General features: G+C 50.1%; 31 protein-coding genes. 13 read left to right on the plus strand and 18 right to left on the minus strand.

The genetic code is table 11. The annotated features are described in order from the left end of the window. Positions 1 to 12: 12 nt before the first annotated feature. From NZM01_02280 to cobJ, 4 genes are read left to right on the plus strand one after another with little or no spacing between them, the layout of a single operon-like run. Positions 13 to 489, plus strand: coding sequence for a glutathione peroxidase (locus NZM01_02280; GenBank protein MCS6958858.1), 477 nt, complete (start codon positions 13 to 15; stop codon positions 487 to 489). Then, complete coding sequence (locus NZM01_02285) at positions 490 to 1,107, plus strand: precorrin-8X methylmutase (GenBank protein ID MCS6958859.1); 618 nt, start codon at positions 490 to 492, stop codon at positions 1,105 to 1,107. Then, positions 1,104 to 1,793 (plus strand): precorrin-2 C(20)-methyltransferase, encoded by a 690-nt coding sequence (gene cobI / locus NZM01_02290; protein ID MCS6958860.1) that lies wholly within the window; start codon positions 1,104 to 1,106, stop codon positions 1,791 to 1,793. Before NZM01_02285 ends, cobI begins: the two co-directional genes overlap by 4 nt. Beyond that, on the plus strand, positions 1,790 to 3,250 hold the full coding sequence (cobJ, locus tag NZM01_02295; protein ID MCS6958861.1) for a precorrin-3B C(17)-methyltransferase: 1,461 nt from the start codon (positions 1,790 to 1,792) through the stop codon (positions 3,248 to 3,250). The genes cobI and cobJ overlap by 4 nt, the downstream gene beginning before the upstream one ends. On the opposite strand, the gene NZM01_02300 is transcribed toward cobJ, so the two are convergent. Genes NZM01_02300 through NZM01_02335 form a run of 8 tightly spaced genes read right to left on the minus strand, consistent with a single transcriptional unit; the run spans position 3,183 to position 8,762 of the window. After that, positions 3,183 to 4,073, minus strand: a complete 891-nt coding sequence (locus NZM01_02300) for a hypothetical protein (protein ID MCS6958862.1) — start codon at positions 4,071 to 4,073, stop codon at positions 3,183 to 3,185. The genes cobJ and NZM01_02300 overlap by 68 nt on opposite strands. After that, the gene (tpiA, locus tag NZM01_02305) at positions 4,070 to 4,858 is read right to left on the minus strand and encodes a triose-phosphate isomerase (GenBank protein ID MCS6958863.1); all 789 of its coding nucleotides are present in this window, start codon (positions 4,856 to 4,858) and stop codon (positions 4,070 to 4,072) included. Before tpiA ends, NZM01_02300 begins: the two co-directional genes overlap by 4 nt. A gap of 56 nt (positions 4,859 to 4,914) precedes the next feature. Beyond that, positions 4,915 to 5,877 (minus strand): thiamine-phosphate kinase, encoded by a 963-nt coding sequence (gene thiL / locus NZM01_02310; GenBank protein MCS6958864.1) that lies wholly within the window; start codon positions 5,875 to 5,877, stop codon positions 4,915 to 4,917. Then, positions 5,867 to 6,637 carry a hydroxyacylglutathione hydrolase gene (gene gloB, locus NZM01_02315; GenBank protein MCS6958865.1) on the minus strand — a complete coding sequence of 257 codons (771 nt, stop codon included), beginning with the start codon at positions 6,635 to 6,637 and terminating at the stop codon, positions 5,867 to 5,869. The genes thiL and gloB overlap by 11 nt, the downstream gene beginning before the upstream one ends. A 1-nt stretch (position 6,638) precedes the next feature. Beyond that, positions 6,639 to 7,139: a DUF4079 domain-containing protein gene (locus NZM01_02320; GenBank protein ID MCS6958866.1), complete on the minus strand. Its 501-nt coding sequence runs from the start codon at positions 7,137 to 7,139 to the stop codon at positions 6,639 to 6,641. Between the two features lie 14 nt (positions 7,140 to 7,153). Beyond that, positions 7,154 to 7,528: a DUF309 domain-containing protein gene (locus NZM01_02325; GenBank protein MCS6958867.1), complete on the minus strand. Its 375-nt coding sequence runs from the start codon at positions 7,526 to 7,528 to the stop codon at positions 7,154 to 7,156. Beyond that, complete coding sequence (locus tag NZM01_02330; GenBank protein MCS6958868.1) at positions 7,521 to 8,414, minus strand: DMT family transporter; 894 nt, start codon at positions 8,412 to 8,414, stop codon at positions 7,521 to 7,523. The genes NZM01_02325 and NZM01_02330 overlap by 8 nt, the downstream gene beginning before the upstream one ends. A gap of 18 nt (positions 8,415 to 8,432) precedes the next feature. Continuing rightward, on the minus strand, positions 8,433 to 8,762 hold the full coding sequence (locus NZM01_02335) for a hypothetical protein (protein ID MCS6958869.1): 330 nt from the start codon (positions 8,760 to 8,762) through the stop codon (positions 8,433 to 8,435). 56 nt (positions 8,763 to 8,818) lie between these two features. On the opposite strand from NZM01_02335, the gene NZM01_02340 reads away from it, so the two are divergent. Next, a complete protein-coding gene (locus NZM01_02340) occupies positions 8,819 to 11,827 on the plus strand; it encodes an SMC family ATPase (protein ID MCS6958870.1) in 3,009 nt (1,002 codons plus the stop codon). Here NZM01_02340 and NZM01_02345 read toward each other — a convergent pair. After that, positions 11,787 to 12,692, minus strand: a complete 906-nt coding sequence (locus tag NZM01_02345) for a TIGR04168 family protein (protein ID MCS6958871.1) — start codon at positions 12,690 to 12,692, stop codon at positions 11,787 to 11,789. The genes NZM01_02340 and NZM01_02345 overlap by 41 nt on opposite strands. Beyond that, positions 12,679 to 13,686, minus strand: coding sequence for a phosphoribulokinase (locus NZM01_02350; protein ID MCS6958872.1), 1,008 nt, complete (start codon positions 13,684 to 13,686; stop codon positions 12,679 to 12,681). Before NZM01_02350 ends, NZM01_02345 begins: the two co-directional genes overlap by 14 nt. A gap of 112 nt (positions 13,687 to 13,798) precedes the next feature. Here NZM01_02350 and NZM01_02355 point away from each other — a divergent pair, with 112 nt between their 5' ends. Beyond that, on the plus strand, positions 13,799 to 14,158 hold the full coding sequence (locus NZM01_02355; protein ID MCS6958873.1) for a hypothetical protein: 360 nt from the start codon (positions 13,799 to 13,801) through the stop codon (positions 14,156 to 14,158). Positions 14,159 to 14,161: 3 nt separating this feature from the next. Next, the gene (gene trmD, locus NZM01_02360; protein ID MCS6958874.1) at positions 14,162 to 14,860 is read left to right on the plus strand and encodes a tRNA (guanosine(37)-N1)-methyltransferase TrmD; all 699 of its coding nucleotides are present in this window, start codon (positions 14,162 to 14,164) and stop codon (positions 14,858 to 14,860) included. On the opposite strand, the gene NZM01_02365 is transcribed toward trmD, so the two are convergent. Further along, positions 14,837 to 16,189 carry a 1-acyl-sn-glycerol-3-phosphate acyltransferase gene (locus tag NZM01_02365; GenBank protein ID MCS6958875.1) on the minus strand — a complete coding sequence of 451 codons (1,353 nt, stop codon included), beginning with the start codon at positions 16,187 to 16,189 and terminating at the stop codon, positions 14,837 to 14,839. The two genes, trmD and NZM01_02365, sit on opposite strands and share 24 nt — an antisense overlap. Positions 16,190 to 16,318: 129 nt before the next feature. On the opposite strand from NZM01_02365, the gene NZM01_02370 reads away from it, so the two are divergent. Beyond that, a complete protein-coding gene (locus tag NZM01_02370) occupies positions 16,319 to 16,651 on the plus strand; it encodes a YbaB/EbfC family nucleoid-associated protein (GenBank protein MCS6958876.1) in 333 nt (110 codons plus the stop codon). On the opposite strand, the gene rsgA is transcribed toward NZM01_02370, so the two are convergent. Both rsgA and NZM01_02380 read right to left on the minus strand, forming a co-directional pair. Continuing rightward, complete coding sequence (gene rsgA, locus NZM01_02375) at positions 16,628 to 17,662, minus strand: ribosome small subunit-dependent GTPase A (protein ID MCS6958877.1); 1,035 nt, start codon at positions 17,660 to 17,662, stop codon at positions 16,628 to 16,630. The genes NZM01_02370 and rsgA overlap by 24 nt on opposite strands. A 7-nt stretch (positions 17,663 to 17,669) precedes the next feature. Then, complete coding sequence (locus NZM01_02380) at positions 17,670 to 17,894, minus strand: sulfurtransferase TusA family protein (protein ID MCS6958878.1); 225 nt, start codon at positions 17,892 to 17,894, stop codon at positions 17,670 to 17,672. Between the two features lie 59 nt (positions 17,895 to 17,953). Between NZM01_02380 and NZM01_02385 the strand changes: the two genes are divergently transcribed. After that, entirely contained in the window at positions 17,954 to 18,682 is a 729-nt protein-coding gene (locus NZM01_02385; protein ID MCS6958879.1) for a pentapeptide repeat-containing protein, read from the plus strand. A gap of 1 nt (position 18,683) precedes the next feature. Here the strand turns inward: NZM01_02385 and NZM01_02390 are convergent, their stop codons facing one another. Next, positions 18,684 to 18,992 (minus strand): hypothetical protein, encoded by a 309-nt coding sequence (locus NZM01_02390; protein MCS6958880.1) that lies wholly within the window; start codon positions 18,990 to 18,992, stop codon positions 18,684 to 18,686. Between the two features lie 153 nt (positions 18,993 to 19,145). Between NZM01_02390 and murJ the strand changes: the two genes are divergently transcribed. Beyond that, positions 19,146 to 20,702 (plus strand): murein biosynthesis integral membrane protein MurJ, encoded by a 1,557-nt coding sequence (gene murJ, locus NZM01_02395; protein ID MCS6958881.1) that lies wholly within the window; start codon positions 19,146 to 19,148, stop codon positions 20,700 to 20,702. On the opposite strand, the gene NZM01_02400 is transcribed toward murJ, so the two are convergent. Beyond that, positions 20,691 to 21,653 (minus strand): LysR family transcriptional regulator, encoded by a 963-nt coding sequence (locus NZM01_02400; protein MCS6958882.1) that lies wholly within the window; start codon positions 21,651 to 21,653, stop codon positions 20,691 to 20,693. The genes murJ and NZM01_02400 overlap by 12 nt on opposite strands. On the opposite strand from NZM01_02400, the gene NZM01_02405 reads away from it, so the two are divergent. Genes NZM01_02405 through NZM01_02415 form a run of 3 tightly spaced genes read left to right on the plus strand, consistent with a single transcriptional unit; the run spans position 21,652 to position 22,784 of the window. After that, positions 21,652 to 21,963 carry a hypothetical protein gene (locus NZM01_02405; GenBank protein ID MCS6958883.1) on the plus strand — a complete coding sequence of 104 codons (312 nt, stop codon included), beginning with the start codon at positions 21,652 to 21,654 and terminating at the stop codon, positions 21,961 to 21,963. The genes NZM01_02400 and NZM01_02405 overlap by 2 nt on opposite strands. 36 nt (positions 21,964 to 21,999) lie before the next feature. Continuing rightward, positions 22,000 to 22,437 carry an ATP-binding protein gene (locus NZM01_02410; GenBank protein ID MCS6958884.1) on the plus strand — a complete coding sequence of 146 codons (438 nt, stop codon included), beginning with the start codon at positions 22,000 to 22,002 and terminating at the stop codon, positions 22,435 to 22,437. After that, positions 22,434 to 22,784: an STAS domain-containing protein gene (locus NZM01_02415; protein MCS6958885.1), complete on the plus strand. Its 351-nt coding sequence runs from the start codon at positions 22,434 to 22,436 to the stop codon at positions 22,782 to 22,784. Before NZM01_02410 ends, NZM01_02415 begins: the two co-directional genes overlap by 4 nt. Here the strand turns inward: NZM01_02415 and NZM01_02420 are convergent, their stop codons facing one another. From NZM01_02420 to NZM01_02430, 3 genes are all read right to left on the minus strand, one after another. Further along, the gene (locus NZM01_02420; protein MCS6958886.1) at positions 22,785 to 23,546 is read right to left on the minus strand and encodes an ABC transporter permease; all 762 of its coding nucleotides are present in this window, start codon (positions 23,544 to 23,546) and stop codon (positions 22,785 to 22,787) included. Then, positions 23,546 to 23,731 carry a hypothetical protein gene (locus NZM01_02425; protein MCS6958887.1) on the minus strand — a complete coding sequence of 62 codons (186 nt, stop codon included), beginning with the start codon at positions 23,729 to 23,731 and terminating at the stop codon, positions 23,546 to 23,548. Before NZM01_02425 ends, NZM01_02420 begins: the two co-directional genes overlap by 1 nt. A 93-nt stretch (positions 23,732 to 23,824) precedes the next feature. Further along, positions 23,825 to 25,297, minus strand: a complete 1,473-nt coding sequence (locus NZM01_02430) for an ammonium transporter (protein ID MCS6958888.1) — start codon at positions 25,295 to 25,297, stop codon at positions 23,825 to 23,827. Positions 25,298 to 25,392: the final 95 nt, after the last annotated feature.

The following is a 25,392-nucleotide window of genomic DNA, read 5'->3' on the forward strand; positions in this document are numbered from 1 at the left end:
CTGGAAGAATCTATGCCCACTTTACACGAATATACGGTTACTAATATTGACGGACAGCCCGTGAATTTATCCCAGTACGCAGGGAAGGTCTGCTTGGTAGTGAATGTTGCTTCCCAGTGCGGCTATACACCCCAGTACAAGGGCTTGGAGGAGTTGTATCAGAAATACAAAGACCGCGGTTTCGTTATTCTGGGCTTCCCCAGTAATGATTTTGGGGCACAGGAACCTGGCACAGAGGAGCAAATCAAGGAGTTCACTAAGTCCCGTTATGGGGTAACCTTCGATCTGTTCAGCAAAGTGAAAGTCAAGGGTCCAGATAAAGTGCCCGTTTACCAGTGCCTCACTTCTGAAACCAACAAGGAAGTGCAGTGGAACTTTAACAAGTACTTGGTGGACAAACAGGGTAAGGTGGTCAAATACTACCCCTCAAGTGTTGCGCCCGATAACCCTGAGTTGATTAAAGACATTGAAGCACTGCTCAACGCCTAGATGGACTACCTGCGGGATGGGGCAGAAATCTATCGCCGTTCCTTCGCCACCATTAGAGCGGAGACAGACCTGTCCCACCTGCCCCCAGCCTTAGAACCGATCGTGGTGCGCTTAATCCACAGTTGCGGCATGCCGGATATTGTCCAGGATTTAGCCTATGGTGGGGATGTAGCAACGATCGGCAAGCAAGCGCTGCAAGGGGGGTCGCCCATTTTATGTGATAGTGAGATGGTGGCGCAAGGGATTAACAAAGCTTTTCTCCCCGCTCAAAATCAGGTAATTTGTACGCTCCATCACCCGCGGGTGCCGGAGTTGGCAAAAAGGCTAGGCAATACCCGATCGGCGGTGGCAGTAGATTTATGGCGGGAATATGTAGCGGGGTCAGTAATAGCTATTGGCAATGCCCCTACGGCTTTGTTTCGGCTCCTAGAATTGTTAGCGGTGGGGTATCCCAGACCAGCCGTGATTTTAGGTTTTCCTGTGGGCTTTGTGGGGGCAGCGGAAGCCAAACAGGCCCTGGCGGAGAATCCCTGGGGTATACCCTTTCTCACTCTCCATGGGCGCAGGGGGGGGAGTAGCCTGGCAGTAGCGGCGGTCAACGGGTTGGCTTTGGCATGACCACAATCTATGGCATTGGTGTTGGTCCTGGTGACCCTGAACTAATTACGGTCAAGGGCTTGCGTATTTTACAGTCCTGTGGGGTGGTGGTCTATCAGGCAGCCGATGGTCACAAAAGTAATGCGCGGCGGATAGTGGAGGGTTATTTGTGCCCCCACCAAATTGAAGTTGTCTATCACTTGCCTCGCTCTTTAGATGCCACAGAAGTGGATTACGACAGGGCAATCGCTCCCCTGTTGCCCTATTTGGAATTGGGTCAGGACGTGGCTGTCATTTGTGAGGGTGACCCCCTGTTATATGGCTCATTTATGTATGTATTTACAAGATTGCAGGGTAAGTATCCCATCGAGGTTATTCCTGGTATTTGTTCGCCTTTGGGCGCAGCGGCGGCACTGGGTTTGCCCCTAAGTTATCGTCAGGAAGTGTTCAAAATTATCCCCGCTACTTTGGATGCTGCTAGGCTAAGAAATGAACTAGATTCTGTCGATGCCTGTGCCATTATTAAGCTGACTAGACATTTTGCGAAGGTACGATCGGTCTTGCAAGAACTACAGCTCTTACCCAGGGCTATTTACATTGAAAGAGCAACCATGGCGGAGCAAAAAGTCATACCCCTAGAATTGGTTGACCCCGATCGTGTTCCCTATTTCTCTCTGATTTTAGTGCCCAGCCTTAGCCGTCTATGAGAGAGTTAGCGATTTTAGTGTTAGGAGAAGGGGGGATAAGGATAGCTCAGTTGCTGCAATCTCACTACCCTAGCAGTAAAATCTATGGCTGGGCAAAACGGGTATGCTTTGCTGATATTTTTTTTACAGAATTTGCCCCTACTTGTCAGCAGCTATACCGAGATGGTTACAGCTTAGTGGGGATTTGTAGTGCAGGTATTCTGATTAGGAGTCTCGCCCCTATTTTGCAGGATAAAACGATTGAACCCCCTGTTATTGCCCTCTCTGAGGATGGCAGTACCGTAGTTCCCCTCTTGGGTGGTCTGCAGGGAGCCAATGAGTTAGCCACAGTGATTGCCCAAATTTTGCACACTCAGCCTGCCATTACTAGCACAGGCAGTAACCGCTTTAAGGTAAGTTTACTATCGCCACCCCAGGGCTACAGATTGTTGAACCCCATTGGGGAGGCTAAACATTTCTTGGCAGACTTGTTAGCAGGGGCAAAAGTCAAGCTCAATGTGTCGATCGATTGCCCCAATCCTGACTGGCTGACCAATAGCGATTTACCCATTAGTGATAATGCTACCCATCAAATTACTATTACCACGGCAAGCAAAATTGATGACTTGAGTCATAGCCATTTAGCCTATCAATGTACACCCCTTAGGGGCAAATTAGCAGTTGTGGGATTAGGTCCTGGGGATGTTGACAAGCTTACTCCTGCAGTACAACAAATCATATCTGGCAGTACCGATATTGTCGGCTACCACACCTACATCAAACTGCTATCTAAATTTACTGGTCATAAAACTGTCCACAGTTTTGATAACAAACAGGAAACCGATCGTGCCCATCTAGCTATTGCGTTAGCCCAACAGGGAAAACAGGTAGTGGTAGTTTCTTCAGGGGATGCAGGCATTTTTGGCATGGCAACTACGGTCTTGGAAGTGTTAGATAAAACAGACACGGATATAAATTTTGACCTCACCTTCCACCCTGGCATTTCGGCAGTCCAAACTTTGGCAGCTAAGGTGGGCGCTCCCCTCGGTCATGACTTTGCCGTAATTTCCCTGTCCGACCATCTCAAACCTTGGTCAACAATTGCCGATCGTCTCCGTGCCCTTGCCCAAACCGACTTTGTCATTGCTATCTACAACCCTGCCTCTAGTACCCGTCGCAGCCAAATCCATCAAGCTAAAGCTATACTAGCCCAATATCGATCGCCCCAAAATGTGGTGGTGGTGGGGAAAAATCTCGATCGCCCAGGTGAAGAAGTGATTATCACAACTTTGCAAGACTTCAACCCCGATTTAGTCGATATGCAAACGATCGTTTTAGTCGGTTCCAGTCACACCAAAATCATCAGCAAGAGAAATCAGGTTTGGGTTTACACCCCCCGTTTTTACCACTCTACTGGGGGGGAGCAGGACGGACAGGGCGGCGGGGCAGGCGGGGACGATCGAGAGCGGCAGTTTTAGGAGGGGCAGGAGTTTTGCCCCTGGGTCTGCTTTTCTTTTTCGGTTTGGCAATTTTCTTCTGTTGCACGATCGGTTCTAGCGCCTTTCCCTCGACAAACCTCAGAGTTTTACCCTCTCGCACTACCGTCATATCCCAAAAGTAATTCTTCTGTTCTGGGGGGACAGTGCCAGCAATCTTGAGCTTGAACTTACGCAATGCTTTGTTAATCTGTGCCTTGGCATCACTGCGCTTGATTTTCACCACAATTTGTTCTGGCTCTACCTGCACTACTTCACCACGGATAGAAAATTGCCCCTCTGGAAAACCAGGATCAATAGGTGTTTCCGACTTGCCCAACTCTACTGGTGCCCACACCCCTGCAATTTGTAGATGGAGTTCAGCATCTTGATTGCGAGTACGGGGATAGACAACCCACAGATAGGAACGATCGGGTGCCAACCTCTTTTTAATTAGAGACATCATCTTGCCCAAAACTACGCAGGAGAGGGACTGCCCATCCGGGGTAACCAGAGTACCCTTGCCTATGTCGGACTCTTCAGGCACAAATCGCCCTTCCACCAGACCAACCGCCCGGTATTGTAGGGGAGTTGTGGGGGGAAGAATAGGCTGTAATCCCTTAGGAACAGGTTCTGCTGGCTGGGTTGCTTGCTCTACTTCTTGCGGCTTTGCTGCCGCCTCTGGGACTGATTCCGCAGGCTTAGTAGGGGGTGCGGGTGGTTGGGCAGGAGTAATCCGCACCAATTCTAATTTGGGTTTGGCGGGGGGTGGAGCAGGTGGAGGATGGGGACGCTTGGGACGTTTAGGTTTTTCCAGGTCGCTCATGGTCTAGGAGTGGGGAGATGGAAATTAACTATCCGCGCAAAACTATTGGGGTCAAGGCTAGCACCACCAACCAGTACACCATCAATTTCCGGTTGCGCCATTAATTCATCAATGTTGTCCGGCTTGACTGAGCCACCGTAGAGGAGCGTAATCCGATCGGAGTTAAGCACAGAGCGGATATGTTTGAGCATCCGATTTGCCTCTTGGGGGTGGCAGGTATCCCCCGTCCCGATCGCCCAGACAGGTTCATAGGCAATGACTAAGTTAGTAATGTCAATTCCCTCTAGGGCATTAGTCAATTGACTGGTCAAGACATCTTCCGCTACCCCTGACTCCCGCTGCAGTTTAGTTTCACCAATACACAGGATGGGAGTAATATTATGGGCTTGGGCAGCCATGACCCGCTTGCGTACTGTTTCATCCGTATCACAGAAATAGTGGCGACGTTCACTGTGCCCCACAATCACATAGCGGACATTGTACTCATTGAGCATCTGCCCGGAAATTTCCCCTGTAAAGGGACCCTCATCTGCCCAGTGAATATTTTGCGCCCCGATCATTAAATTTCTAGGAGCTAATACCAGAATTTCGGAGAGGAATTGTAACTTAGTGAAAGGCGCACAGATCACAATATCGGGTACATGGTTACTCTTTTGTTCATCTAGCCACCACACCCGATCGCTGTGGAGTTGGGGCAAAAACTTAATGAGAAAATCCCGCGCTTCTGGCTGGGTCTTATACATTTTCCAGTTGCCGGCAATGATTTGCTTGCGACCGTAGTTCACACTTTCCCCTTTCTCTCGCTCTCGATTCCATTTAGTATATCCTGTGGGAGAGACAGTTAGGTGAAATGTTGAAAGGCTCTACCCTGAGGTAGATTAATGCCTTGGTCGGTAATTGTACCGATGATAGAACTACCTGGCAATTGCTGGTTTATGTTAATAGCAGCTGCTTCCGGCAGGCAGAGAACTAATTCAAAATCTTCGCCGCCATATAGTACCCAATCCAGGGCATTTTCCCCTGCTACTTTTGTCAGTAATTTCGGCACAGGAAAATTCTCCCAGTCAATCACACACCCCACTTGGCTCAGCCGACAAATTTGATAGATAGCATCCGCTAGTCCGTCACTGCTGTCCATCCCACAGACCCGATCGCTGTATTGCCACAGCAAAGGAATCACATCTAAGCGGGGGCGGGGACGTTGATGGGCATGACAGAGCAGCTGCCGTTCCGTTGGTGTCAGAGGTTCTCCTAGTTCAGGATGGAGTAAGATTTCTAAGCCCGCCTTGGACAGACCGTGGTCACCGGTAATTAATACCCGGTCCCCTGGTTGGGCAGTATGGCGATAGATTGCTTGGTGGTAGAGCACTTGTCCCAGAGCAGTAACACTAATGACATTGCGGTCACAGCGGACAGTATCACCCCCCACCAGGACAGTGTTGTAGGCGATCAGGCACTCCCTGAAGCCGCGATAAACCCCCTCGATCCAGCCCACAGGGGTTTCGGGATGGAGACCAACTGCTACGACCAACCCCCAAGGCTTTGCCCCCATAGCTGCCAAGTCAGACAAATTCGCCGCCGCTGCCCGCCAGCCCACGTCTTCAGCACTGGTGGTTTGGGGACTGAAATGTACCCCCTCTACCAGCATATCTGTTGTAATTACCACACTGTGGTGGGGCAAGGTACTCCCTAAAAGAGCCGCATCATCGCCAACACTGTTGTGGCAAAAGGGGCGGAACAGTTCCAACAAGCCCGCCTCTCCCACATCTTTGACCCGCCGCTCCCCCGTTTCCCTAGGCGACATATAGGTCTTTCATACCCCGCAGCTTACCAAACACCCGATCGGGTTCTGTATACCCAGTCGCCGCCTGTATAGCAGGGGTATCCCAGCGCAGGAAGGGATTGATCGCTTTTTCCAGCCCGATCGTGGAGGGGATAGTGCAAATGTAGTTAGCGCGCATTTCCTGGACTACTTGGAAACGAGCACGCAGAGCATAGTTATCGGGGTCAACAGTGAGAGCAAACTTGAGATTATTGAGGGTGTATTCGTGGGCACACCACACCTGGGTTGCTTCGGGCAATTGGCGTAATTTAGACAGCGACTGTACCATTTGGCTGGGCGTTCCCTCAAACAACCTACCGCAGCCGCCGCTAAAGAGCGTATCGCCGCAGAAAAGATGACCAGACTGGGGAAAGTAGTAGGCAATATGTCCCCGCGTGTGCCCTGGGATAAATAAAATCTCTGCCTCTTCCCCGCCAAAAGTAACCCGATCGTTTTCCTGTAAAAACACCGTTTGCCCTGGGATTCTCCCCTTGTCCGCCGCGCCACCATAGACAGTTGCCTGGGGATAGACGGATAGTAAGTCCCGATTGCCCCCCACATGGTCGCTGTGGTGATGGGTATTGAAAATAGCTACCAGTTTTGCCCCTAGTTCTGCTAACTTGCTCAAAACAGGTTCGGCTATCGCTGGGTCAACTACTGCCGCCTCTGCACGATCGGGGTCGTGGAGCAGAAAAATATAGTTATCTTTGAGGGCCGGTAGACAGTGAACAGCAAACGCCATACTAGGAAGCCTTGGTCATCGATTCCAGAATCCGTTGCACGATTTGTACCCCTGTAGCTGCTTGCCAGAGAAAGAAGCTCACCAACAGGGTGTTGAGGGAAATGTGAGTCAGTCTTGCCCACTCCTTGCCTTTTTGCATCCAGGGTACAAGACCAGCACTGAGGGTAGCTAAACCCGCCACACTCAAACCCACGATTAAATGGGGTCCGACAAACAGCTTGTTGTTATTGATGTAGGTAACTGCCATGCCACCAATGCTCCCCATCACTAAGCCAATCAGCAGGAGGGAACCAGTGACAAAGTGCTTATCCTTGAGAGCTTTGAGGGTACCGCCCGCTTCCTCTTGCAGAGCCTTCTTCTCCTCCCCTTTCGCCAGACGGAGTTTGCGCACTTGCAGACCGAGGTAAGCAGCATAGAGCATCACAGCTAAAGTCACCCACATCAAAGTCGGATGGACAAAAGTCAAGACAGGACGGAGGTTGTCGGGAATCGCTAAGTTCATAGAGTAGGGGAAATTCATCTTTCTTCATAATACCCCAGGTTGGGGTAGGGGGGGAGTGGGGCATCTGCCTGCAAAGCGAGGAGTAAATTTTCTGCCCCTTCTAGGAAATGTCCTAGATCAAGACCGTGATAGCCATCTTCGTACTGGTGCAGGCGATAAATGCCTTCCCCTAACAAAATCTTAGCCCCGTTGGTGTTCCCCTGCTGAAGGTGATAACAACCCACTGCCACTTGCAACAATCCCTGATAAAAATTGCGTTCCTCTGGGGGAGCGTTGTGCCAAATTTCTTCCAAGATGTCGTGGCAGAGATAAAAATCCTGTTGGTTGAAAAGTCCTACGGCTACTTCTAAATCAGCCGCCCCAGTTTGGCCATCCTCACTGCTAGTCATGGGCACGAGTTACCAAATAGATACTGCCGAGGGTAACTACCACTCCTAGCCATTGCACCCAGGCTAACCGCTCCTGCAGAAAGAAACTGGAAAATAGGAGAGCAAACATGGGTGTGGAAAAAGTTAGGGCACTCAAAGATGTCAGATTGCCCCTGGAAGCGAAATAAAAGAAGAGACCATAGGCAATCGCGCTCCCCATCACACTCATGTAGAGCATCCCTGCCCAATCTATGCCCGACAGACTTCCCCAGGCAGCCCTATCTCCCACCGACCACAACAACAAGGGCAATCCCCCCAACACCATATGCCAACCTGTTGCTACCACGGGGTCAGCCACTGCCACCACAGGTCTAATCAAAATCGTCCCGATCGCCATAGACAGAGAAGCCGCCAGCATGAACCATTCCCCCCTGGCAAACAAACCTGAGTGCCATGCCCCCTGCCAATCTCCCGCTAGGACTAGTTGACGCACCTCTGCTGGCATACCTACCAAAGTAATGCCCACAATCCCCAGCGCCAAACCTAAACCACAATATCTGTCAATTTTTTCTTTGTAAATCAGGAAGGCAAGCACAGCTACCGCGATCGGTTGGGAATCAATCAGCAGGGAACCCAGACCTGCCCCTGTCTCTGTTAGACCCAGCGCCAAGCATAACTGAAATAGGAACGCATCAAAAAAAGCGAACACCCCAATCCAAGCCCACGCTCGCCAGGTTCTCGGCTGCGGACGATTAAACCAACTTGCCGCCAGTAAAAGCAGCATACCCGCTGGCACCAGCCGTAAACCCGCCATAAACAGCGGAGTCGTGTGGGGTAGGACAGATTTCATCACCACCATCGCCGTTCCCCACAAGAAAAAAGGTAACAACAACACCAGTTTTCCCATGGTTAAACCAAGACTTTGTTAATTTATCTTAACATTATCCCGCTGGAAGAGGTGAGTGCCGTCTAGTCCTGTAATTGCCTGGTAGTGAATTGTCGATACTATGGGGGGAAGATTTGCAGTCAACCGAAATTCTACCCGATCGATAAAATCGATACCTTTAACGGGGGGTAAGATTGTCCAGGTAGTCACAAGGGTATCGACGATTGCTAATTCAATTTGGCTGGTTTGGTAGAGAGCAAAAAGTTGTTCTAAGCGGCGGTTAAATTGCGCAGGATCACTACCCCGTAGGCAATAGGAGTCAATGATATGCAGAACACGCTGTCGCGCGATGCGAGTTTGCAGCTCCATAATATTGGTAGAGGAGGCATGATATTTTAACTATTAGCATAACCTGAAGTTAAGAAATGATACCACAGAAATTAGTCTTAAAAAATTTTTTGAGCCACACCCACACCGTGCTGAACTTGGAGGGGTTACACACTGCTTGTATTTGTGGAGAAAATGGTGCGGGCAAATCCTCTTTGTTAGATGCCATAACCTGGGTGTTGTGGGGAAAATCCCGTGCGGAGACGGAAGATGACCTCATTCATCAGGGACAGAAGGAAATGCAAGTAGACTTTACCTTTCTCAATCGGGGGAATTGTTATCGGGTATTGCGCACGCGGGTCAGGGGGCAAGCCAGCAACCTAGAAGTGCAGATATTGAGCAATGGTAAATTTCGCTCCCTCACAGAACGGGGACTGCGAGCAACTCAGCAGATGCTCAACCAACAACTGCAGATGGACTATGACACTTTTATCTATTGTTCCTATCTGCGCCAGGGCAAAGCGGATGAATTGATGGTCAAACGCCCCCAGGAACGTAAACAACTCCTAGCGGAAATTTTGCAACTAGACCAATACGAAGTACTGGCGGAACGGGCTAAGGATGTTGCCAGACAAACACGGGGAGAATTGACAGCTATCAGTCAGCAAATCCAGCGATTACAGCAACAGTTACAACCCCAGGGTCAGGTAACAGCAAAACTAGAGGAGTTACGCCAGGCAAAACTGCAAATAAAGGAGTTTATAGCACAACAGGAAGCACAAAAACAGCAGTGGGAAGCGCAACAGCGCTACCGCTCGGAATTACTGCAAAAGATCAGCTGGTTACAGCAGCAAATTCAGCAGGCAGAGCAAGAGCAATCAGCCCTAGAGCAGCAGCGGCAAGCACAATATCGCCAGTGGAAACAGTTAGGTAGCATAATTAGGGAGCGGGAAACGATCGAGCAAAACTACGAGCGATACCAACAAATTACCCAGGAATTAATAGCGATCGGGCAAAAGCAAAGCCAGTATCAACAGATTGGGGAAAGAAGACAACAACTAAGGGAACAGTTACAGAGAATAGAAACGGAGATCAAGTTAGAAATACGGCAATATCAAACCCAACTGGAAGAATTGCAGAAACAACGGCAACAGCTGGGCAAAACACTACAGCGCCAGGCAGAAATTGAGTCTGCTTATCAGCAATACCAAGCCCAAAAATGGCAATTACAGGACTACGACCGCAGACAAGCCCAAGTCACCCCCCTGCAACAGCGATTGCACACCTTGGAACGACAGTGGGAGCAGATAAAAGCTAACTTGCAGGCAAAGCGAGAGGCATTGTTACAACAACAAGGTCAATTGCAACAGCAACTATCTCAACAACAGCCCCTACAACAGCAACTGCAGGTATTAGAGCAACAACTTGCCGCATTACAGAAGAAGCAGGTCTATCAACAGCGAGTCCATGAAAAAGGTTTGGAACGACGCGACTTCCTGGAAAGACTAAAAGTGCGCATGCAAGAGTACGAAGAGAAGATCAAGCAGACAGAAATCAATCTCAAACAGATGCAAGCCCCCCAAGCTAATTGTCCCCTCTGTGACCAGCCCCTTGCTACCCATCACCGCCAGTACGTGCAAAAAAAACACCAACAGCTGCTACAAGAACTGCAACTAGAGATATGGCTGATTAAAGAACAACAGGCTACTTCAGAAACAGAAATTAAAGTCCTCCGGGAAGAATACGTCCGCCTACGCCAAGAATTACAGCCCTATAGTCGTCTCCTAGAACAAAAAGGCAGAATTCAATCCCAGTTAGAGGCAATGACAGCAATTACCGATCGTTTTTCCCTCCTCTCCCAAGAAATACAAGCAATCGAGACCCAAATCACCCAAGGGAATTGGGCAGAGGAAATCCAAACAGAAATGCAACTGTTAAGGGAGAGTATCAAACAAATTGGCTATGACGAACGTGACCATGCTCTGTTACGGAATGAAGTAGAGAGATTACGGTGGTCAGAAATCAAGCTAGCGGAACTGCAACAAGCCCAACAACAATTACAGCAAATTGCCCATCTTGTACCCCAGATAGAAGAGCAAGTCAGCAAATTGACCGATCGGTTACAGCAACGACAAATTGACCCCTATGTACAAGCCCAAATCCATCAATGTGACCAACAGTTACAAGCCCTTGGTTATAGTCCTGCTCTCCATCAGCAAATTAGTAAAACCCAAGCAGAATACAAACCCTACCTACTGCGATACCAAGAACTCCAACTAGCACTGCAGCAACTACCCCAAATACAGCAACAATATTACTCCACCTGTCACATCCTACAGCAAAAACAACAGCAAATCACAACTTGGCAGCAAGAACAGAGGAATTATCAAGGACTACTAGATGCCTGCCCTGACTACACTGCCGCCCTGGCCGACATCAACCAGAAAATTGCCACTGCCCAGGAGACATTAGACAACTACACGATCGAGATAGGCAAACTGGAACAACTCTGCCACCAACTACAACTATATCAACAGCAAATCCAGGAACTACAACTACAAAAACAAGCACTGGAACATAAACAAAACATCTATCAAGAACTAGCAAATTGCTTTGGCAAAAATGGCATTCCCACCCTCATCATTGAAACCATTATTCCCCAAATTGAAGCAGAGGCTAATCAAATACTAGGTCAGCTGACCAACTACCAACTCAGCCTGAGATTTATCACGCAAAAGTCCAACAAGAAGGCAGATAAATTCATTGAAACCCTAGACATAGAAATTGCTGATGCCAAGGGGACAAGACCCTATGAAACCTACTCAGGGGGAGAAGCATTCCGCATTAATTTTGCTGTCCGCCTCGCCCTTTCCCGTATCCTTGCCCAACGCACAGGGGGCACACTCCAAACTCTGATTATCGATGAAGGTTTTGGCAGTCAAGATGAAGCAGGCTGCGATCGGTTAGTTGCCGCGATTGAAGCCGTTGCCCAGGACTTTGCCTGTATTCTTGTCATCACCCACATGCCCAAACTCAAAGAAGCCTTCTCTACTGTTATTGAAGTGTCTAAAACAGACAAAGGTTCCCAGGTACAGTTGGTATTGTAGTGACAACCTCTATGCCGATCGTACCATTTTCATCCACCCAGACTTGCCTGACGCATTCCACTTGATAATCAACTAAATGCACAACCGTAAAAAAACGAAAGATACTTGCCCCCACCAACCGCCAGCGCGGCACACAAGCAGCATTGACATAGACAGTACCATTTTGCACAACGATCGTTTCTCTGTAGTAGGGCTGGACTCTCAAGTGATGGTGCATGTGGCCGAAAGCGACCAGGGGAACCGATCGGGTAAGGCGGCAAACCTCAATGGCACTGTAGAAATCGGGGTCACCGTAATCCCCACCAAGGGGTTGCCAATCCCTGCCACAGGGAGAAGAAGGCAGTTCCCCCAAGCCAATGGGACCGTTGTGCCCTAGAAAGATTAGATGAGGACACTGCGCCTGCCTAGCTTGAGCACAAATCAAATCCAGGGATGACTGAAAATCCGTTACGCCAAACCGCTCGGCATAGAAGCTAGCATTTTTCCACTCTGCCCCCCCCCAGCTAAAGGGTCTGCCCCCCACCACCGACAAGCCCAACTCAGGAAAGTCTTTGTAACCATAGCCCACATGGCAGTCCCCCAGAATCTCCAGTTGTTTGGTCACCCGACAGCCCTGCCCATCGTTTTTATAGGGAGATTTCTTTCTCCCCCACTCAGAAGCCGTATACCAGGCATCGTGATTGCCGAGAATAACCGCCTTAGGGATGGTCAGCGTACTGATAAATTCCACCAGGGGTAGAGCTTCGTTGCCAATATCCCCCACAAACAGGACAAGATCAGGTTGGAGATGGGACAGAGCCAGATGATCCCCCCCGTCCCACTGATCGTGAATGTCCCCTACAATGGCAATCTTAATGTGCCGCACCCACTAACACTGCCTCTTTTTGGGTCAACTTTTCGTACATTGCCCGCATCTTCAAGCCCACAATTACTTGCAACAAGCCCGTACCGTTGTTAGAGCCAGGGTAGTCGGGATGCTTGAGCAGTAACTGCGTCAATTCCCCGTAGTGCTTGGTGGACAGACGACTGAGGTGGGTTTCAATGTAGATGACTTCGTCTAGGCGCTCAAATTGCCCATCTACTTCCAGGACAGTCACAGGATGCCCATAATATTCATCTGGTCCGTAGTAGAAGCGCATACCAGGGTGGGAGCAGGTCAACTTCTTACCGCAGGGAGTCCAAGTAATCGTTGAACCCTCATCAAAGAGATAGACAGGCTCAAATCCATCCACTCCCTGTTTTTGCACTAGGCGCACCCGTAAATATTTATGGTCAGGGTCCTCAGGCACCAGATTAGAGGGTAAAATTTGAATGACAACATCAGCATACTGCTTTTGCGGATCAATATAAGCCATAAAATCGGGCTTACGGGCTTCGATCGCTTGTAACACATCCTGGAGGGTATGACCGCGTTCTGCCATGTCCCGTTTAATTTTCCAGGCGATTTTGACTGGTTCACTCAGGTCGAGATAGACACTAAAATCCACCAACTGCCGTACCCGTTCGTCGTAGAGGGGATGCAGACCTTCAATTACGATAATTTCCGTCGGTTCTACTAGCTCAGGGGGGTCGATCGTGCCCGTTTCGTGATTATAGATGGGCTTCATCACGGATTTCCCTGCTTTCAAGTCCCGAATCTGCTCGTACATGAGGTCAAAATTGTTCGCCCTGGGGTCGAGGGCAGTGATGCCAGTCTGCTTCCGTTGTTTTCGATCGAGGCTGTGGTAGTCGTCTAAACAAATGACAGTCATTAAATCTTTTCCAAATAGGTCGGCAAGACGGCGTAGGAAAGTAGACTTGCCACAACCGGAGTCTCCTGCCACACCAATGATCACAACGCGATCTGGCTTTTTGCTCATATTCTTAAACTTGATTTAAGTAACTCTTAATACTTTACCAGAAATGGGAGCAAACCTACCCAGACCCTCCAGGTTGTGGGACATAATAGGAGTAGAGTTGGGGCAGAAATTGATGAATACTATCGACTGGGGTAAATTACTGCAACGGGGGTACTACGTGACTTTGGGTTTCACTTCTATTCTGTTAGAGATTGCCCAGGATGCCACGAAGCGGGAGGAGCGGATCAAGGACCTCGATCGGTTTCTCGATGAATTAGTGGCAAAGGGAGTAAGCACAGAAGCAGAAGCCCGCAGCTATGTTGATCAAATAATGGCACGGGGCACGCAGACTAGCAAAACGGAGGATGGCACTACAGTAACAGCAGTAGCTACGACCGTGGCGGACAACACGGAACAGGAATTGCGGGAGCTGACAGAACAAATTGCCAAGTTGAGACAGGAATTAGAACAACTGCGGGCAGAGAAACAATAGGGGATGCGGATTGATATTATCACCCTCTTTCCGGAATTTTTTACATCACCCCTGCAGGTGGGACTTTTGGGTAAAGCTTTAGCCAAGGGGATAGCAACAATTGTCTGCACTAACCCCCGCGACTACACTACCGATCGCCATCACAGAGTAGACGATGAACCCTATGGGGGGGGAGTAGGGATGTTGATGAAGCCAGAACCCCTGTTTGCCGCCGTGGAATCCCTGCCCCAGATAGAAGAGCGGGAAGTGATCTTGTTTACACCCCAGGGAGAGGTAATGAGTCAGCCCCTGTTAAAGGAGTTAGCTACCAGGTCGCAGTTAGTATTAATCTGCGGCAACTACGAGGGAGTGGACGAACGGGTGGCGGAACATCTGGCGACGCGGGAGGTATCTTTGGGGGACTTTGTTTTGACCTGTGGGGAAATTCCCGCCTTGGCACTGATTAACGGCGTCGTCAGGCTCTTACCAGGCACAGTGGGCAAGGAAGATTCCCTCAAGTATGAGAGTTTTGAGGCAGGGTTGCTGGATTACCCCCAATATACCCGTCCCAGGGAATTTCGCGGTTGGCAAGTGCCAGAAGTGCTTCTGACTGGTAACCATGCTGCCATTGCCCAGTGGCGCAAAGAACAGCAAATTTTGCGTACCCAAACCCGCCGCCCCGATCTCTACCAGCGCTACCTAGAGAGGGGAGGGAATGATTAACTTTTCCATCTCCTGCTGGAGTTCCTCCGTCAAGGTTTGCACCGCCTTGGGTCGATTGATTTTGTAACTCTCATACCGATCGTTGACGTTGATAACGGCACCAATACTGATGCGACAATCCCTTAAGCCCAAGTAGGGAGGACGACCGTAAGGATTGCCTTTAATCCGATCGAGGACACGCCACACCAAGAGCAGAGTTTCCGCAAACCTGGTGGGGGAGGGATGGGCAACTACGTATTCCCCAGAGATGTGCACGATCGATTCTGCTAGGCGCATATGCCATTCACTGTTGAGGGCTTCCTGGGCTAACTGGTTGGCAAAACCCTTGGCAAAGGGCGATAGGGACTTTACATCCTTAATATCCGTACGAAATACCTGGTCCCACACCAGCTGTTCCAAACGGCGACAACGATCGATGGGGTCACCCTTAGGACTGACACCGAAGTGATATTCAGCAACGGTGAGGATGTGATCTAATAGAGCCTGGAGGCGGGTTTGCAGTTGGTCAGATTTGACCGCAGGGGGTAGGGGCAGGGGATAAAATTTCTGGTAGTGGTTAGCCACGTAGTCAATCATGTAATTTCCCAGTTCCGCTAGACGCTGATACCGCTCTTCCAGGGAATGGGGTAGGGGTTTAACAATACCGCAGTCCTGCTCTAGGCGCAGTAAAAATTGGTCTAACTTCTGCCAGCCCAAATTGACATAGATGTACTGGAAACCCAGGGGCACAATCCAGACCTGTTCCGCTCTCCCTGCTTTGACCAAATCCTCTACACACCAGAATCCCAATTGGGCTACTCCCGGTTCTAATTTGCGAATTTCCTCACTGCAGCCGTTGGTTCCCCCTTCAGGGGCAATTGCTAGGGGTTGCACTCCATCCTTGAGGGTTTGGCGGATAAACTGCAAACTAGTGCGGTCAGCTTTACTCCGATATACCGAAATGCCCCCCATGCGGGGATAGAGCCAAGTGATGATTTCCCCTGCCCACAGGGGAATGCCCCGATCGTAGGCAAAGTAGGGACGTACAGGACGGGCTAATTTTACTCCCATTTTGCGGGCGGTTTGGGGCAAGACGTGACCAAAGAGGTGGACAAGCGCATATTGGTCATCGATCGTGGGGTGGCGAAAAGCAAAAATTACCCGTGCCTGCTGCTGGAGGAAAGCTTGGGCAATAGCCACCAACTTGTCGGGGTTGACGGTCTCCATCTGTCTGAGTCCGCACTGATAGCGGGTCAACAGGGGTAACAGTAGGTCTGCCACGCCCATGACCAACGGATTGGGTTGGGGGGGGAGAAATGCTAAGGGGGGACGTACCAAGTCTTTCTGCATAGTTATTCCCGTTGCTACACCTCCACTATGACAGGGATTATCTAGGGGGCTGGCTAGGAGTGTGGCAGATTCTCGATCGTCCCCGCCTGATTTCTGTCATAATACAGGGGAAGTTGCAGACAAAAAAATATGGCAGGATTCGGCGGTTTTGGCTTAGGCAAAATCAAAGAGGCTTTTCAAAAGGCGACCCAGCTCAAGGAGCGCTCCCAGGAATTGCAACAGGAATTGGAAGAAATGCGCCTAGAAGCAGAGGCAGGGGGGGGGCTAGTCAAAGTGACAGTTACCGGTAACCAAGAACCCACAGCTATTGTCATCAGCCAAGAGGCGATTGATCAGGGCAAGGAAGTATTAGAAGATTTGGTGTTGACAGCAATGCGCAACGCCTACCATCTCTCCGCCAAGACAATGAAGGACAAGATGGAAGCCCTCACCAATGAACTAGGGTTGCCCGGTGCCCTCTAGGTCTGCTTCCAGGGATTGCACCAATTGCCGACGGGAAACAGCACGATATTTTTTGGGATTGAGCCGGGGTTCAACAATTGTTCTACCGCCACTTCGTTTTTTCACTTTGAGAGGATCATCGGGAGTAGCGGTCATAGCCTGGCGGGATTCTTGCTCCTGCACTTCTGCTAGGAATTGGCAATAGTGCTCATAGCGCTCCCAATCTTTGCTGACCTGACAACCTGGCTCTTCCCGATGGAGACAATCGCTAAACTCACACTGCTTGTCCTGCAGTTGGCGGCGAATTTCGGGAAAACACTGCCCTAGTTCCCTGCACCCCATGGGTAAAGCGGGCTGAATAAACCCTGGGCTATCAGCTAATTTCCCCCCCCCTGGCACCTCAAATAACTCCACATGGCGGGTAGTGTGCCTGCCCCTCCCTAACTTGGGGTCTACGGTGCCCACCCCGATCGGTAATTGGGGCAATAGATACTTAATCAAACTGGATTTCCCTACCCCCGATGGACCGCAGAGAATACTTACCCCCTTGCTAATCCGTTTTTCCAGGCAATCGATACCTTCCCCCTGCTCCACACTCAAGGGCAAGGGTTCATAGCCCCAACTTGACAACCGATCGTGCCATTCCTGCCAAGTTTGGTCATCAATTAGGTCCCGTTTGTTAAGACAGAGCAGAATTTCTGTCTGTAGGTATTCGCTGTAGACAAGAAAGCGACTGATCTGCACAGGGTCAAGAATTTGGCAGGAAAACATGAGAATTACCCGGTCGATATTAGCAATGCCAGGGCGTTCCAGGTAGTTGCGGCGGGGTAAGACCTCGGCGATCGCTCCCCTTTGTCCCTGCCAGTCTGGTTCTGTGATAACAACGCGGTCCCCTACCCACACCTGCTGACCGATTTTTTTCAGGCGGGCACGCCGGACACACAGCAACGTATCGACATTGTGGCAGGGTTCGTCCAGTTTGACCCGATAGAAATTGGCTTGGACGGCGAAAACTTGACCCGTTAATTCCATAGTGGGTTTATTTACCTTGTCCCCGCTGCACTACTAATTCGTAGAAACCATCTTTTTCTATCAGGCTCTCGATTAAATGTCCTTCCACGGACAGACTATTGGGTACCTGCTCGATCGCTTCCCCTGGATCAAGCCAAACTGTTAGAGTTGCACCGATCGGTATTTGTTCTAATTTTAATTTTGTGCGGACAAAACTAAGGGGACAGGGGACACCACGCAAGTCTAGGGTCATAAATTATGGAGCGCTTTGTTCTATCATAGCCTAACAATTACTGAGGAATGGCAGCGGGCATGAGACAGGACCACTACGGGCTAGTAGGAGCAGGACAGAATTTATCCCAGCGGGACTGGAGTTACGATGTGCTAATTCGAGCCGACCTGCGGGCAACGAACTTAAGGGGGGGCAATTTTAGCTACGCAGACTTACGGGCGGCAAACTTACAGGGGGCCGATCTCCGCGGCGCTATTCTACACTACACTTGCTTTTTACGGGCGGACTTACGGGGGGCTGATCTCCAGGAAGCCGAGATTGTGGAATGTCGGTGGCAGGGAGCAATCTACGACCAAGCTACCCGCTTTCCTGCCTATTTCAACTACCGATCGGTGGGGATGATTGGACCGAGAGCCAATTTGAACGGGGCACAACTTAACACAGCCTATCTCCGCCACCTCGACCTTAGCGAAGCCAGCCTCCTGGGGGCATATCTGGGGGGTGCTGACCTGACGGGGGCAAATTTACGGGGAGCACGCCTGAGCCAAGCCGATTTACGCTACGCCTTTTTAACGGGGGCGAATTTGCAGGGAGCGCGTCTAACGGGGGCAAATCTGGCGGGGGCAGACCTGCGGGCAACGAATTGGGCGGAGGTAGACATCGATCGGCTTGACAGCATCGCTGGGGCTGATTTTTCCTTGGCAGTGGGCATGAGCGATCGGTTACGCCAATTTTTCCTCAGCTTGCCTGGGATTGATGAACTCCATCCCCTGACCCGCCGTTCCACCCGCGAGTCATTGTCGGTCTAGTTTAACCTTCTGCTTTTTCTGGGTTAGTTGCAGCGGGTTTGCCCCCGATCGTACTGTCACGGTTGAGGTCTTTGCCGACCAGGTTCTCTACGGCGTCGATTGTCTTACCAGCAGCATCCTTGGCCAGTTCCCCTACATCTGTGTTTAAGGTTTCTGTGACTTTCTTCACAGTCTCTTCCCCAACTACGCTCTCAATTTTGTCCTTGACCCCTTCAGCAATCTCACTGGCTTTCTGCTGCAAACCGCTGATTAGACCGCCTAGACCGCCTGCACTTTTCTGTTCTGGTGTCTGCCCTTGTTCCGTATTCATAGTTACTATTTCCGCAATGGATACAGCCACAGTAGACTCAAACAGAACCTATCCAGATATTCTTTAGCTTTTCTCCAGAATTGCTGGCTGCAGTGGACAAGGACCGCCTGCCGCCCTATATTTACTCAGTGGCAAAACTGGATAGTAAAGAATGTGCAAAACCGATCGATATTAAACATTGCGGGCATTGTAGGCATTGCCACGCTTTTGAGCAAAGTGATGGGACTGGCACGGCAGGTGATAATTGCCTGGGCGTTTGGTGTGGGGGAAGCAGTGGATGCCTATAACTATGCCTACGTCATTCCTGGCTTTTTGCTGATTTTGTTGGGGGGCATCAATGGACCCTTTCACAGTGCCATTGTCAGTGTCATCTCCCGTCGTCCCCAGGCAGAAGCAGCAGTGATTATCGAAACGGTCAACACGATCGTGGGTCTATTTCTGCTATTGCTGACAGTTTTGTTAGTAATTTTTGCTGAACCAATTACTTCTCTGTGGCAGGGGTTGAATGCCAGTGAGGTCGGTTTGACCACGAAGGCAATCGCCGTAGAACAGTTGCGGATTATGGCACCGATGGCATTACTGGCAGGTTTGATTGGCATCGGCTTTGGTGCCCTCAACGCTAGTCAGCAGTATTGGCTCCCTTCCATCAGTCCTATTTTTTCCAGCCTGGCAGTGATTGTGGCAGTGGGTATCTTTGCTCTGGGGGATCGTGCTGATATGTGGCAAGGGGGACGTTTGCTAGCCTGGGGGACTCTGGTGGGGGCAATTTTACAGTGGCTAGCCCAGGTACCAGCCCAAATCCGATCGGGGCTAGGGGGGTTACGGCTACGATGGCACATCCGTCATCCTGGAGTTAGGGAGATTCTGGGCATTTTGCTGCCCGCCACCCTCTCTTCTGGCTTGCTCTACATCAATGTCAATGTCGATCTATTTTTTGCTGCCTACATTCCCCAGGCGGCGGCTGCCCTGGGTTACGCGCAACTGTTAGTGCAAACTCCCCTGGGTCTGATGTCCAACATGATTTTAGTGCCCCTGCTGCCAATCCTGTCACGGTTAACTGCCCCTGAACACCTTCCGCAACTGCAGGCAAGAATTCGGCAAGGTCTAGTAGTTACCGCTTTGACCATGCTCCCCCTCAGTGCTTTGCTGATTGCCCTGGCAAACCCGATCGTGTCCCTCATCTACCAACGGGGCAAATTTACGGGGGCAGCCTCAGAATTTGTAGCAGCAGTGCTAGTGGGTTATGGTGTGGGGATGTTTGTTTATCTGGGTCGGGATGTATTAGTGCGGGTTTTCTATGCCCTGGGGGATGCTACTACCCCCTTTCGTCTGAGTGTATTGGGGGTGGGGCTAAATGCTCTCTTTGACTGGCTATGGGTAGGGCAACTAGGAGCACCGGGTCTGGCAGTAGCAACCGCCTCTGTCAATTTGATTTCCGTAATTTTATTACTGATTTTGCTGGCCCAGAAATTAGGAGGACTTCCCCTGGGGGCTTGGAGCCTCCCGATCGGTGCCATTAGCCTGATCAGTACCCTTGGCGGTCTAGTCAGCTGGGGCATAGAACGACAGTTGCCCCTTCTTCCCAATTTCTGGTGGCAGTGCGGGCGGTTAGGTATTGCTGGGGGAGCAGGACTGCTAACGATCGGTCTGTTACTCCTCCCGCTGCGGCTGCCTGAAGTAGAGCAAGTGCGCCAGAAGTTAAAAATCTAAGTGCTCCGTCAATTGTAGGTTCGCCACACTTTCATCGCGGAACATAGGCAGGATATGCTGGCAAAACGCCTCCGTTGCTTTTGAGCGGTAGCGGTGGGGATTCATAATTTGCACTAACAGACGGCGGATTACCATTCCCTCGATCGGAACCCGTGCCAATACCCCCAACTCCAACTCCTTTTCCAGGGCAGTCAGAGGCAAGAAAGCCGCCCCTAGACCCGCTTGTACTGCGCTTTTAATTGCTTCAATAGAATTTAGCTCCATGGTTACGGGCAACTGGCGGGGCACCACCCCATTTTTGGCGAGCACTTGGTCAATCACTTTCCTAGTGGTGGACTGACCATCCAGGACAATAAACTGCAGATTGTACAACTCCTCTCTGGGGATAGACTGTCGTTGGGACAAGGCATGGTCCTTGGGCACCACCAAAACAAACTCATCCAGAGCATAGGGGATAATTTCCAGGGAATGGCGCAACTCCGGCGGAATCTCTCCTCCCACAATTGCCAAATCCACCTGCCCATTGACTACACTCCAGGCCGTACGCCGGGTAGAATGGACATGTAAGTGCACCTGCACAGCGGGATAATGCTGCCGGAATTGACCAATCAAGCGGGGCATCAAATAGGTTCCCGTCGTTTGGCTAGCCCCAATCACCAGTGTTCCCCCGTGCAAATTCTGTAAGTCTTCAATAGCGCGGCAGGTTTCCTGACAGAGATTCAAAATCCGTTCCCCATAGTCAATCAATAATTTCCCTGCCTCTGTCAACTGGGCCCGGCGTCCGCCGCGGTCGAAAAGTGGTACATTTAATTGACGTTCCAGATGTTGCACCTGCAAACTGACTGCCGGTTGTGACACAAATAAACTGTCCGCTGCCCGCTTAAAGCTGCCTTCTACAGCGATGGCTTTCAAAATACGCAGTTGGTCAAGGGTAAAAGGAATGTCAGTCATGGACTTCAACCAAATCGTAAAAGAACTCACTGCTAGGGGTGTTTTACTAATGGCTAGGCGCTGCCCCCCGCGCAGTTGCGGTTTGTTTCACCAGCTTAGCCCCTCCCAAAGGGAGAAGCTGCGTCAAAAGTGTATAGAGTTTGCCAATCCTCTATCCCACTACGATACCCTGGAATTTCACTATGGTGATCAAAATTTCATTCTATACAAAATTCCCATGAACCTCCTAGTTTTGACTAGCAATACCCCCAAACTGCCCCCCCAGCTACTAGAAACCCTTCTGCCCACCTTACAAAATTTCCTCTCCTAGGTATGCTATATTTAGCCCAGCAACCATGATTAGGGCATGGCAGATACTTCTATTAAGATGCAGATTTCTATCCCCCCCATCGAGGGGGCGGAGGATATACCTGTTGCTGCTGTGCAAGCCCTAGCGACTAAAATGGGATTTAGCCCCGATCGGGTACAAGACATTGCCCAAGCCCTGACGGAAGCCTGTGTCAACGCCATAATTTACAGCGATTCCGATGCTGATGTAGAAATTGTGATATTGGCGTGCCAAAATAGTCTAATATTAGAGGTCAGGGACAAAGGTCCTGGCTTTGAACCCGATGCCGTACCCCCTCCCAATTTTGAGTTAATCTCAGAAATGGGGGTAAAAAATGGTGGGTTTGGTATCCACATGATCAAAGCCCTAGTTGACAAACTAGAGATCGAGTCCTCTAATAAGGGCACAGTAGTCCGTATGAGTACCTTCTTGTCCAAGGCAGATAACCAATCATGACTCACTCCTCCTTTTTACAAGACGAGTTAAAAATTTCCTCCAAGGAAGAAGACAACAAAGTTACCCTCAAGTTAGAGGGTGCTCTGAGTGCTACCACGGTGCCCTACTTTCGCCAAACGGTGCAGCCTTACCTCGATCGTCCTGTGGCTGAAATTATCCTGGACTTTTCTGGGGTGACCAAGGTAGTGAGTCGGGGTGTGGGAGCAGCGATCGATATAGCTGTACAGATTAAGAAAATTGGCGGTAGGATGCGGGTGGAGAATATAGGCAAGTTTAGCCGTTCCCTCTACATCCAGGGGGTACACCTAGTAGCCGATGTGCCTGAGTTAGAGGGCTTTGAGCCCTAGTTACTCCTGCTGGTGGGAGAACTGGTAAGCCCCCAGCCATCCTAAGAAGACAGACAACCCCAACAGAACCACAAATGTATTCCAGGGTGGGATGCTACCCGCCAAGACTGCCCGTAGACCTATACTGGCATGGGTAAGCGGTAAAAGATAAACGATCGGTTTCAAGACCAGAGGGAGCTGAGTGGGTTCAAAGAAGGTAGCACCCAGAAAGGACATGGGCACAATTAAGAAGTTGTTATAGAGACCGACTGCCTCCAGGGAACGCACCTTCAATCCCACGATCACCCCCAAACCGGAAAACACCATGGAATTGGCAAATACCACGAACAAAAATAGGGGATGGAGAAAATACCAATTGCCAGACACTAGCAAGCCTACAATGGCAAGGGAAATAGCTGTAATGCCGCCCCTAGTTACCCCCGCCAACATTTTACCTAGATACAGAGAGAGGGGATGAACAGGTGCAATCAATAACTCCTCAAAGGTCTTACTGTAGAGTCGATCGCCACAAACCGAAAAGGTCGTACCGCCAAAGCTGATAGTCATAGAAGAGAGGGCGACCATCCCCGGCAAAATAAAGAAGAGATAGTTGCCCCCTGTCACTTTGATGTCTATCGTGTTTCCTAAGCCAAAGCCAAAGGCAATGATGTAAATCATCGGGGAAATTAGACCAGAAGCAATTACCTGGGGTAACCGCACCCGTAAATCCAGCCAATCTCCCCACCAAATTGTTAAACTGTCCTGCAGGATGTAACTAAGCATTAACAACGGGAAGCCCAGCGCTCAAACTCTGCCTGGGTTGATTGTAACATCTGCTTACGGCTGTCTTGACAACTGCTAATAGTCAGAGAAGGAACGAGGTTGCGGGCTTGCAGAGCCATATGCAGCTGCAGATTTGCTACATAGTCACTGAGCGCTTCTTTCTGGGTTAGGTGCATATTCCTCATCTATCCTAGGTTGTAAAAATAAGTATAAAGCACCTAAACCTTTAACTCAGATAAATGCAACAAACCTTTACAAGGAGGTATACCCCCTGCCAACTACTCGATCGTTTCCAGGGCAAAGCCACTGTAGGCTTCCATGCCGTGTTCTCCCACATCCAAGCCTTTTAGTTCCTCTTCTTTATCTACCCTTATCCCACCTGTGACAGCAGCAATTGCTAACCAGGCAGCAAAGCTAAAGATAGTAGTGAAGGCTCCCACCGTCAAGACACCGATGATTTGGGGAATGAGACCATCTAAACCACCACCTAAAAGTAGTCCCTTAGCTGGTCCAGCAGTGTAGAGAATGAAGTTGTTGCCAATATCGGTGTTGGGCCCAACAGAGAATAATCCCACGGCTAAGGTACCCCAGATACCACAGACCAAGTGCACAGAAGTTGCTCCCACGGGGTCATCAAACTGTAGCTTGTCAAAGAAGCCTACCGCAAATACAACCAGAATCCCGCCAATGATTCCAATCAGAGCTGCTGCTGGCAGAGTGACAAAGGCACAAGGGGCAGTAATTGCCACCAATCCGGCTAGAATACCGTTGATGATCATGGACAAATCCGGTTTACCCAAAACCAGCCAAGCTGTAACTGTAGCTGCCAGTCCCCCCGTTGCTGCCGCTAAGTTAGTTGTCAGAGCAATATGAGTAATCAATCTGCCGTCTAATGCCATTGTCGAGCCAGGATTGAAGCCGAACCATCCCAACCAGAGAATTAAACAGCCCAGAGTAGCGGAAGTCATATTGTGTCCAGGCAGTGCCCGCACAGTCCCATCTTCGCCATAGCGACCTATGCGGGGTCCTAGCAAACCCGCCCCTACCAGCGCTGCCCAACCCCCTACCGAGTGGACAACCGTAGAACCAGCAAAGTCCCAAAAGCCAATTTTCGATAGCCAGCCACCACCCCAGACCCAGTGACCTGTAATAGCGTAGGAAATCGCCACTAAGAGGAAACTAAAAATTAGAAACGCCACAAATTTGATTCGCTCTGCTACTGCCCCAGAAACGATCGTGGCAGCTGTGCCGGCAAAGACTAACTGGAACAAAAACTTCGCCTGGAGGGGTATGCCCGTCCAGCTGAGGGAACTAAAAACACCTTCGTAGGCATCCCCTGTGGCTGGACTGTTATCTTTCCCCGTCAAAAAGAAACCATTGAGACCAACAAAGTCATTCCCATCCCCAAACATCAAGCCAAAGCCCACTACCCAGAAGGCAACGGTAGCAATAGCAAACACAATTAGGTTTTTTGCCAAAATATTGACCGCATTCTTACGGCGACAAAAGCCTGATTCCACCAGACCGAAACCAGCATTCATAAAAAATACCAGGAAGGAAGCCACAGCTACCCACAGGGTATCTAAGCCTACTTTCAGGTCCGCGGCCATCTGCTCGGGCGTGGGGCTATTCTGGGCACTAGCGGCATACACCCAAAACACCCCAATCAAAGCAGCAAAGGGTAAACACACCCGCCAGTTGACTTTAGTGCGTTGCTGCTGTCTGCGCCTAAACGATCGTGCTGCTAACACCTCTAAAACCTCTTGAATCTGATCATTGTCCTATCTCAACAAACCTGAGGGCAGTTATTTGTATTTGATGTTACAAGCCTTGCCAGATTCTTAAG

It is taken from the genome of Pseudanabaenaceae cyanobacterium SKYG29, from assembly GCA_025055675.1.
Taxonomy (GTDB): domain Bacteria; phylum Cyanobacteriota; class Cyanobacteriia; order Pseudanabaenales; family Pseudanabaenaceae; genus M5B4.

Excerpts from the sequence above, each read along its gene's own strand:
- NZM01_02280 (MCS6958858.1), top strand. The coding sequence starts at position 13 with ATGCCCACTTTACACGAATATACGGTTACTAATATTGACGGACAGCCC.
- NZM01_02285 (MCS6958859.1), top strand. The coding sequence starts at position 490 with ATGGACTACCTGCGGGATGGGGCAGAAATCTATCGCCGTTCCTTCGCC.
- cobI (MCS6958860.1), top strand. The coding sequence starts at position 1,104 with ATGACCACAATCTATGGCATTGGTGTTGGTCCTGGTGACCCTGAACTA.
- cobJ (MCS6958861.1), top strand. The coding sequence starts at position 1,790 with ATGAGAGAGTTAGCGATTTTAGTGTTAGGAGAAGGGGGGATAAGGATA.
- NZM01_02300 (MCS6958862.1), bottom strand. The coding sequence starts at position 4,073 with ATGAGCGACCTGGAAAAACCTAAACGTCCCAAGCGTCCCCATCCTCCA.
- thiL (MCS6958864.1), bottom strand. The coding sequence starts at position 5,877 with ATGTCGCCTAGGGAAACGGGGGAGCGGCGGGTCAAAGATGTGGGAGAG.
- gloB (MCS6958865.1), bottom strand. The coding sequence starts at position 6,637 with ATGGCGTTTGCTGTTCACTGTCTACCGGCCCTCAAAGATAACTATATT.
- NZM01_02320 (MCS6958866.1), bottom strand. The coding sequence starts at position 7,139 with ATGAACTTAGCGATTCCCGACAACCTCCGTCCTGTCTTGACTTTTGTC.
- NZM01_02325 (MCS6958867.1), bottom strand. The coding sequence starts at position 7,528 with ATGACTAGCAGTGAGGATGGCCAAACTGGGGCGGCTGATTTAGAAGTA.
- NZM01_02330 (MCS6958868.1), bottom strand. The coding sequence starts at position 8,414 with ATGGGAAAACTGGTGTTGTTGTTACCTTTTTTCTTGTGGGGAACGGCG.
- NZM01_02335 (MCS6958869.1), bottom strand. The coding sequence starts at position 8,762 with ATGGAGCTGCAAACTCGCATCGCGCGACAGCGTGTTCTGCATATCATT.
- NZM01_02340 (MCS6958870.1), top strand. The coding sequence starts at position 8,819 with ATGATACCACAGAAATTAGTCTTAAAAAATTTTTTGAGCCACACCCAC.
- NZM01_02350 (MCS6958872.1), bottom strand. The coding sequence starts at position 13,686 with ATGAGCAAAAAGCCAGATCGCGTTGTGATCATTGGTGTGGCAGGAGAC.
- NZM01_02355 (MCS6958873.1), top strand. The coding sequence starts at position 13,799 with ATGAATACTATCGACTGGGGTAAATTACTGCAACGGGGGTACTACGTG.
- trmD (MCS6958874.1), top strand. The coding sequence starts at position 14,162 with ATGCGGATTGATATTATCACCCTCTTTCCGGAATTTTTTACATCACCC.
- NZM01_02365 (MCS6958875.1), bottom strand. The coding sequence starts at position 16,189 with ATGCAGAAAGACTTGGTACGTCCCCCCTTAGCATTTCTCCCCCCCCAA.
- NZM01_02370 (MCS6958876.1), top strand. The coding sequence starts at position 16,319 with ATGGCAGGATTCGGCGGTTTTGGCTTAGGCAAAATCAAAGAGGCTTTT.
- rsgA (MCS6958877.1), bottom strand. The coding sequence starts at position 17,662 with ATGGAATTAACGGGTCAAGTTTTCGCCGTCCAAGCCAATTTCTATCGG.
- NZM01_02380 (MCS6958878.1), bottom strand. The coding sequence starts at position 17,894 with ATGACCCTAGACTTGCGTGGTGTCCCCTGTCCCCTTAGTTTTGTCCGC.
- NZM01_02385 (MCS6958879.1), top strand. The coding sequence starts at position 17,954 with ATGAGACAGGACCACTACGGGCTAGTAGGAGCAGGACAGAATTTATCC.
- NZM01_02390 (MCS6958880.1), bottom strand. The coding sequence starts at position 18,992 with ATGAATACGGAACAAGGGCAGACACCAGAACAGAAAAGTGCAGGCGGT.
- NZM01_02405 (MCS6958883.1), top strand. The coding sequence starts at position 21,652 with ATGGACTTCAACCAAATCGTAAAAGAACTCACTGCTAGGGGTGTTTTA.
- NZM01_02400 (MCS6958882.1), bottom strand. The coding sequence starts at position 21,653 with ATGACTGACATTCCTTTTACCCTTGACCAACTGCGTATTTTGAAAGCC.
- NZM01_02410 (MCS6958884.1), top strand. The coding sequence starts at position 22,000 with ATGGCAGATACTTCTATTAAGATGCAGATTTCTATCCCCCCCATCGAG.
- NZM01_02415 (MCS6958885.1), top strand. The coding sequence starts at position 22,434 with ATGACTCACTCCTCCTTTTTACAAGACGAGTTAAAAATTTCCTCCAAG.
- NZM01_02420 (MCS6958886.1), bottom strand. The coding sequence starts at position 23,546 with ATGCTTAGTTACATCCTGCAGGACAGTTTAACAATTTGGTGGGGAGAT.
- NZM01_02425 (MCS6958887.1), bottom strand. The coding sequence starts at position 23,731 with ATGAGGAATATGCACCTAACCCAGAAAGAAGCGCTCAGTGACTATGTA.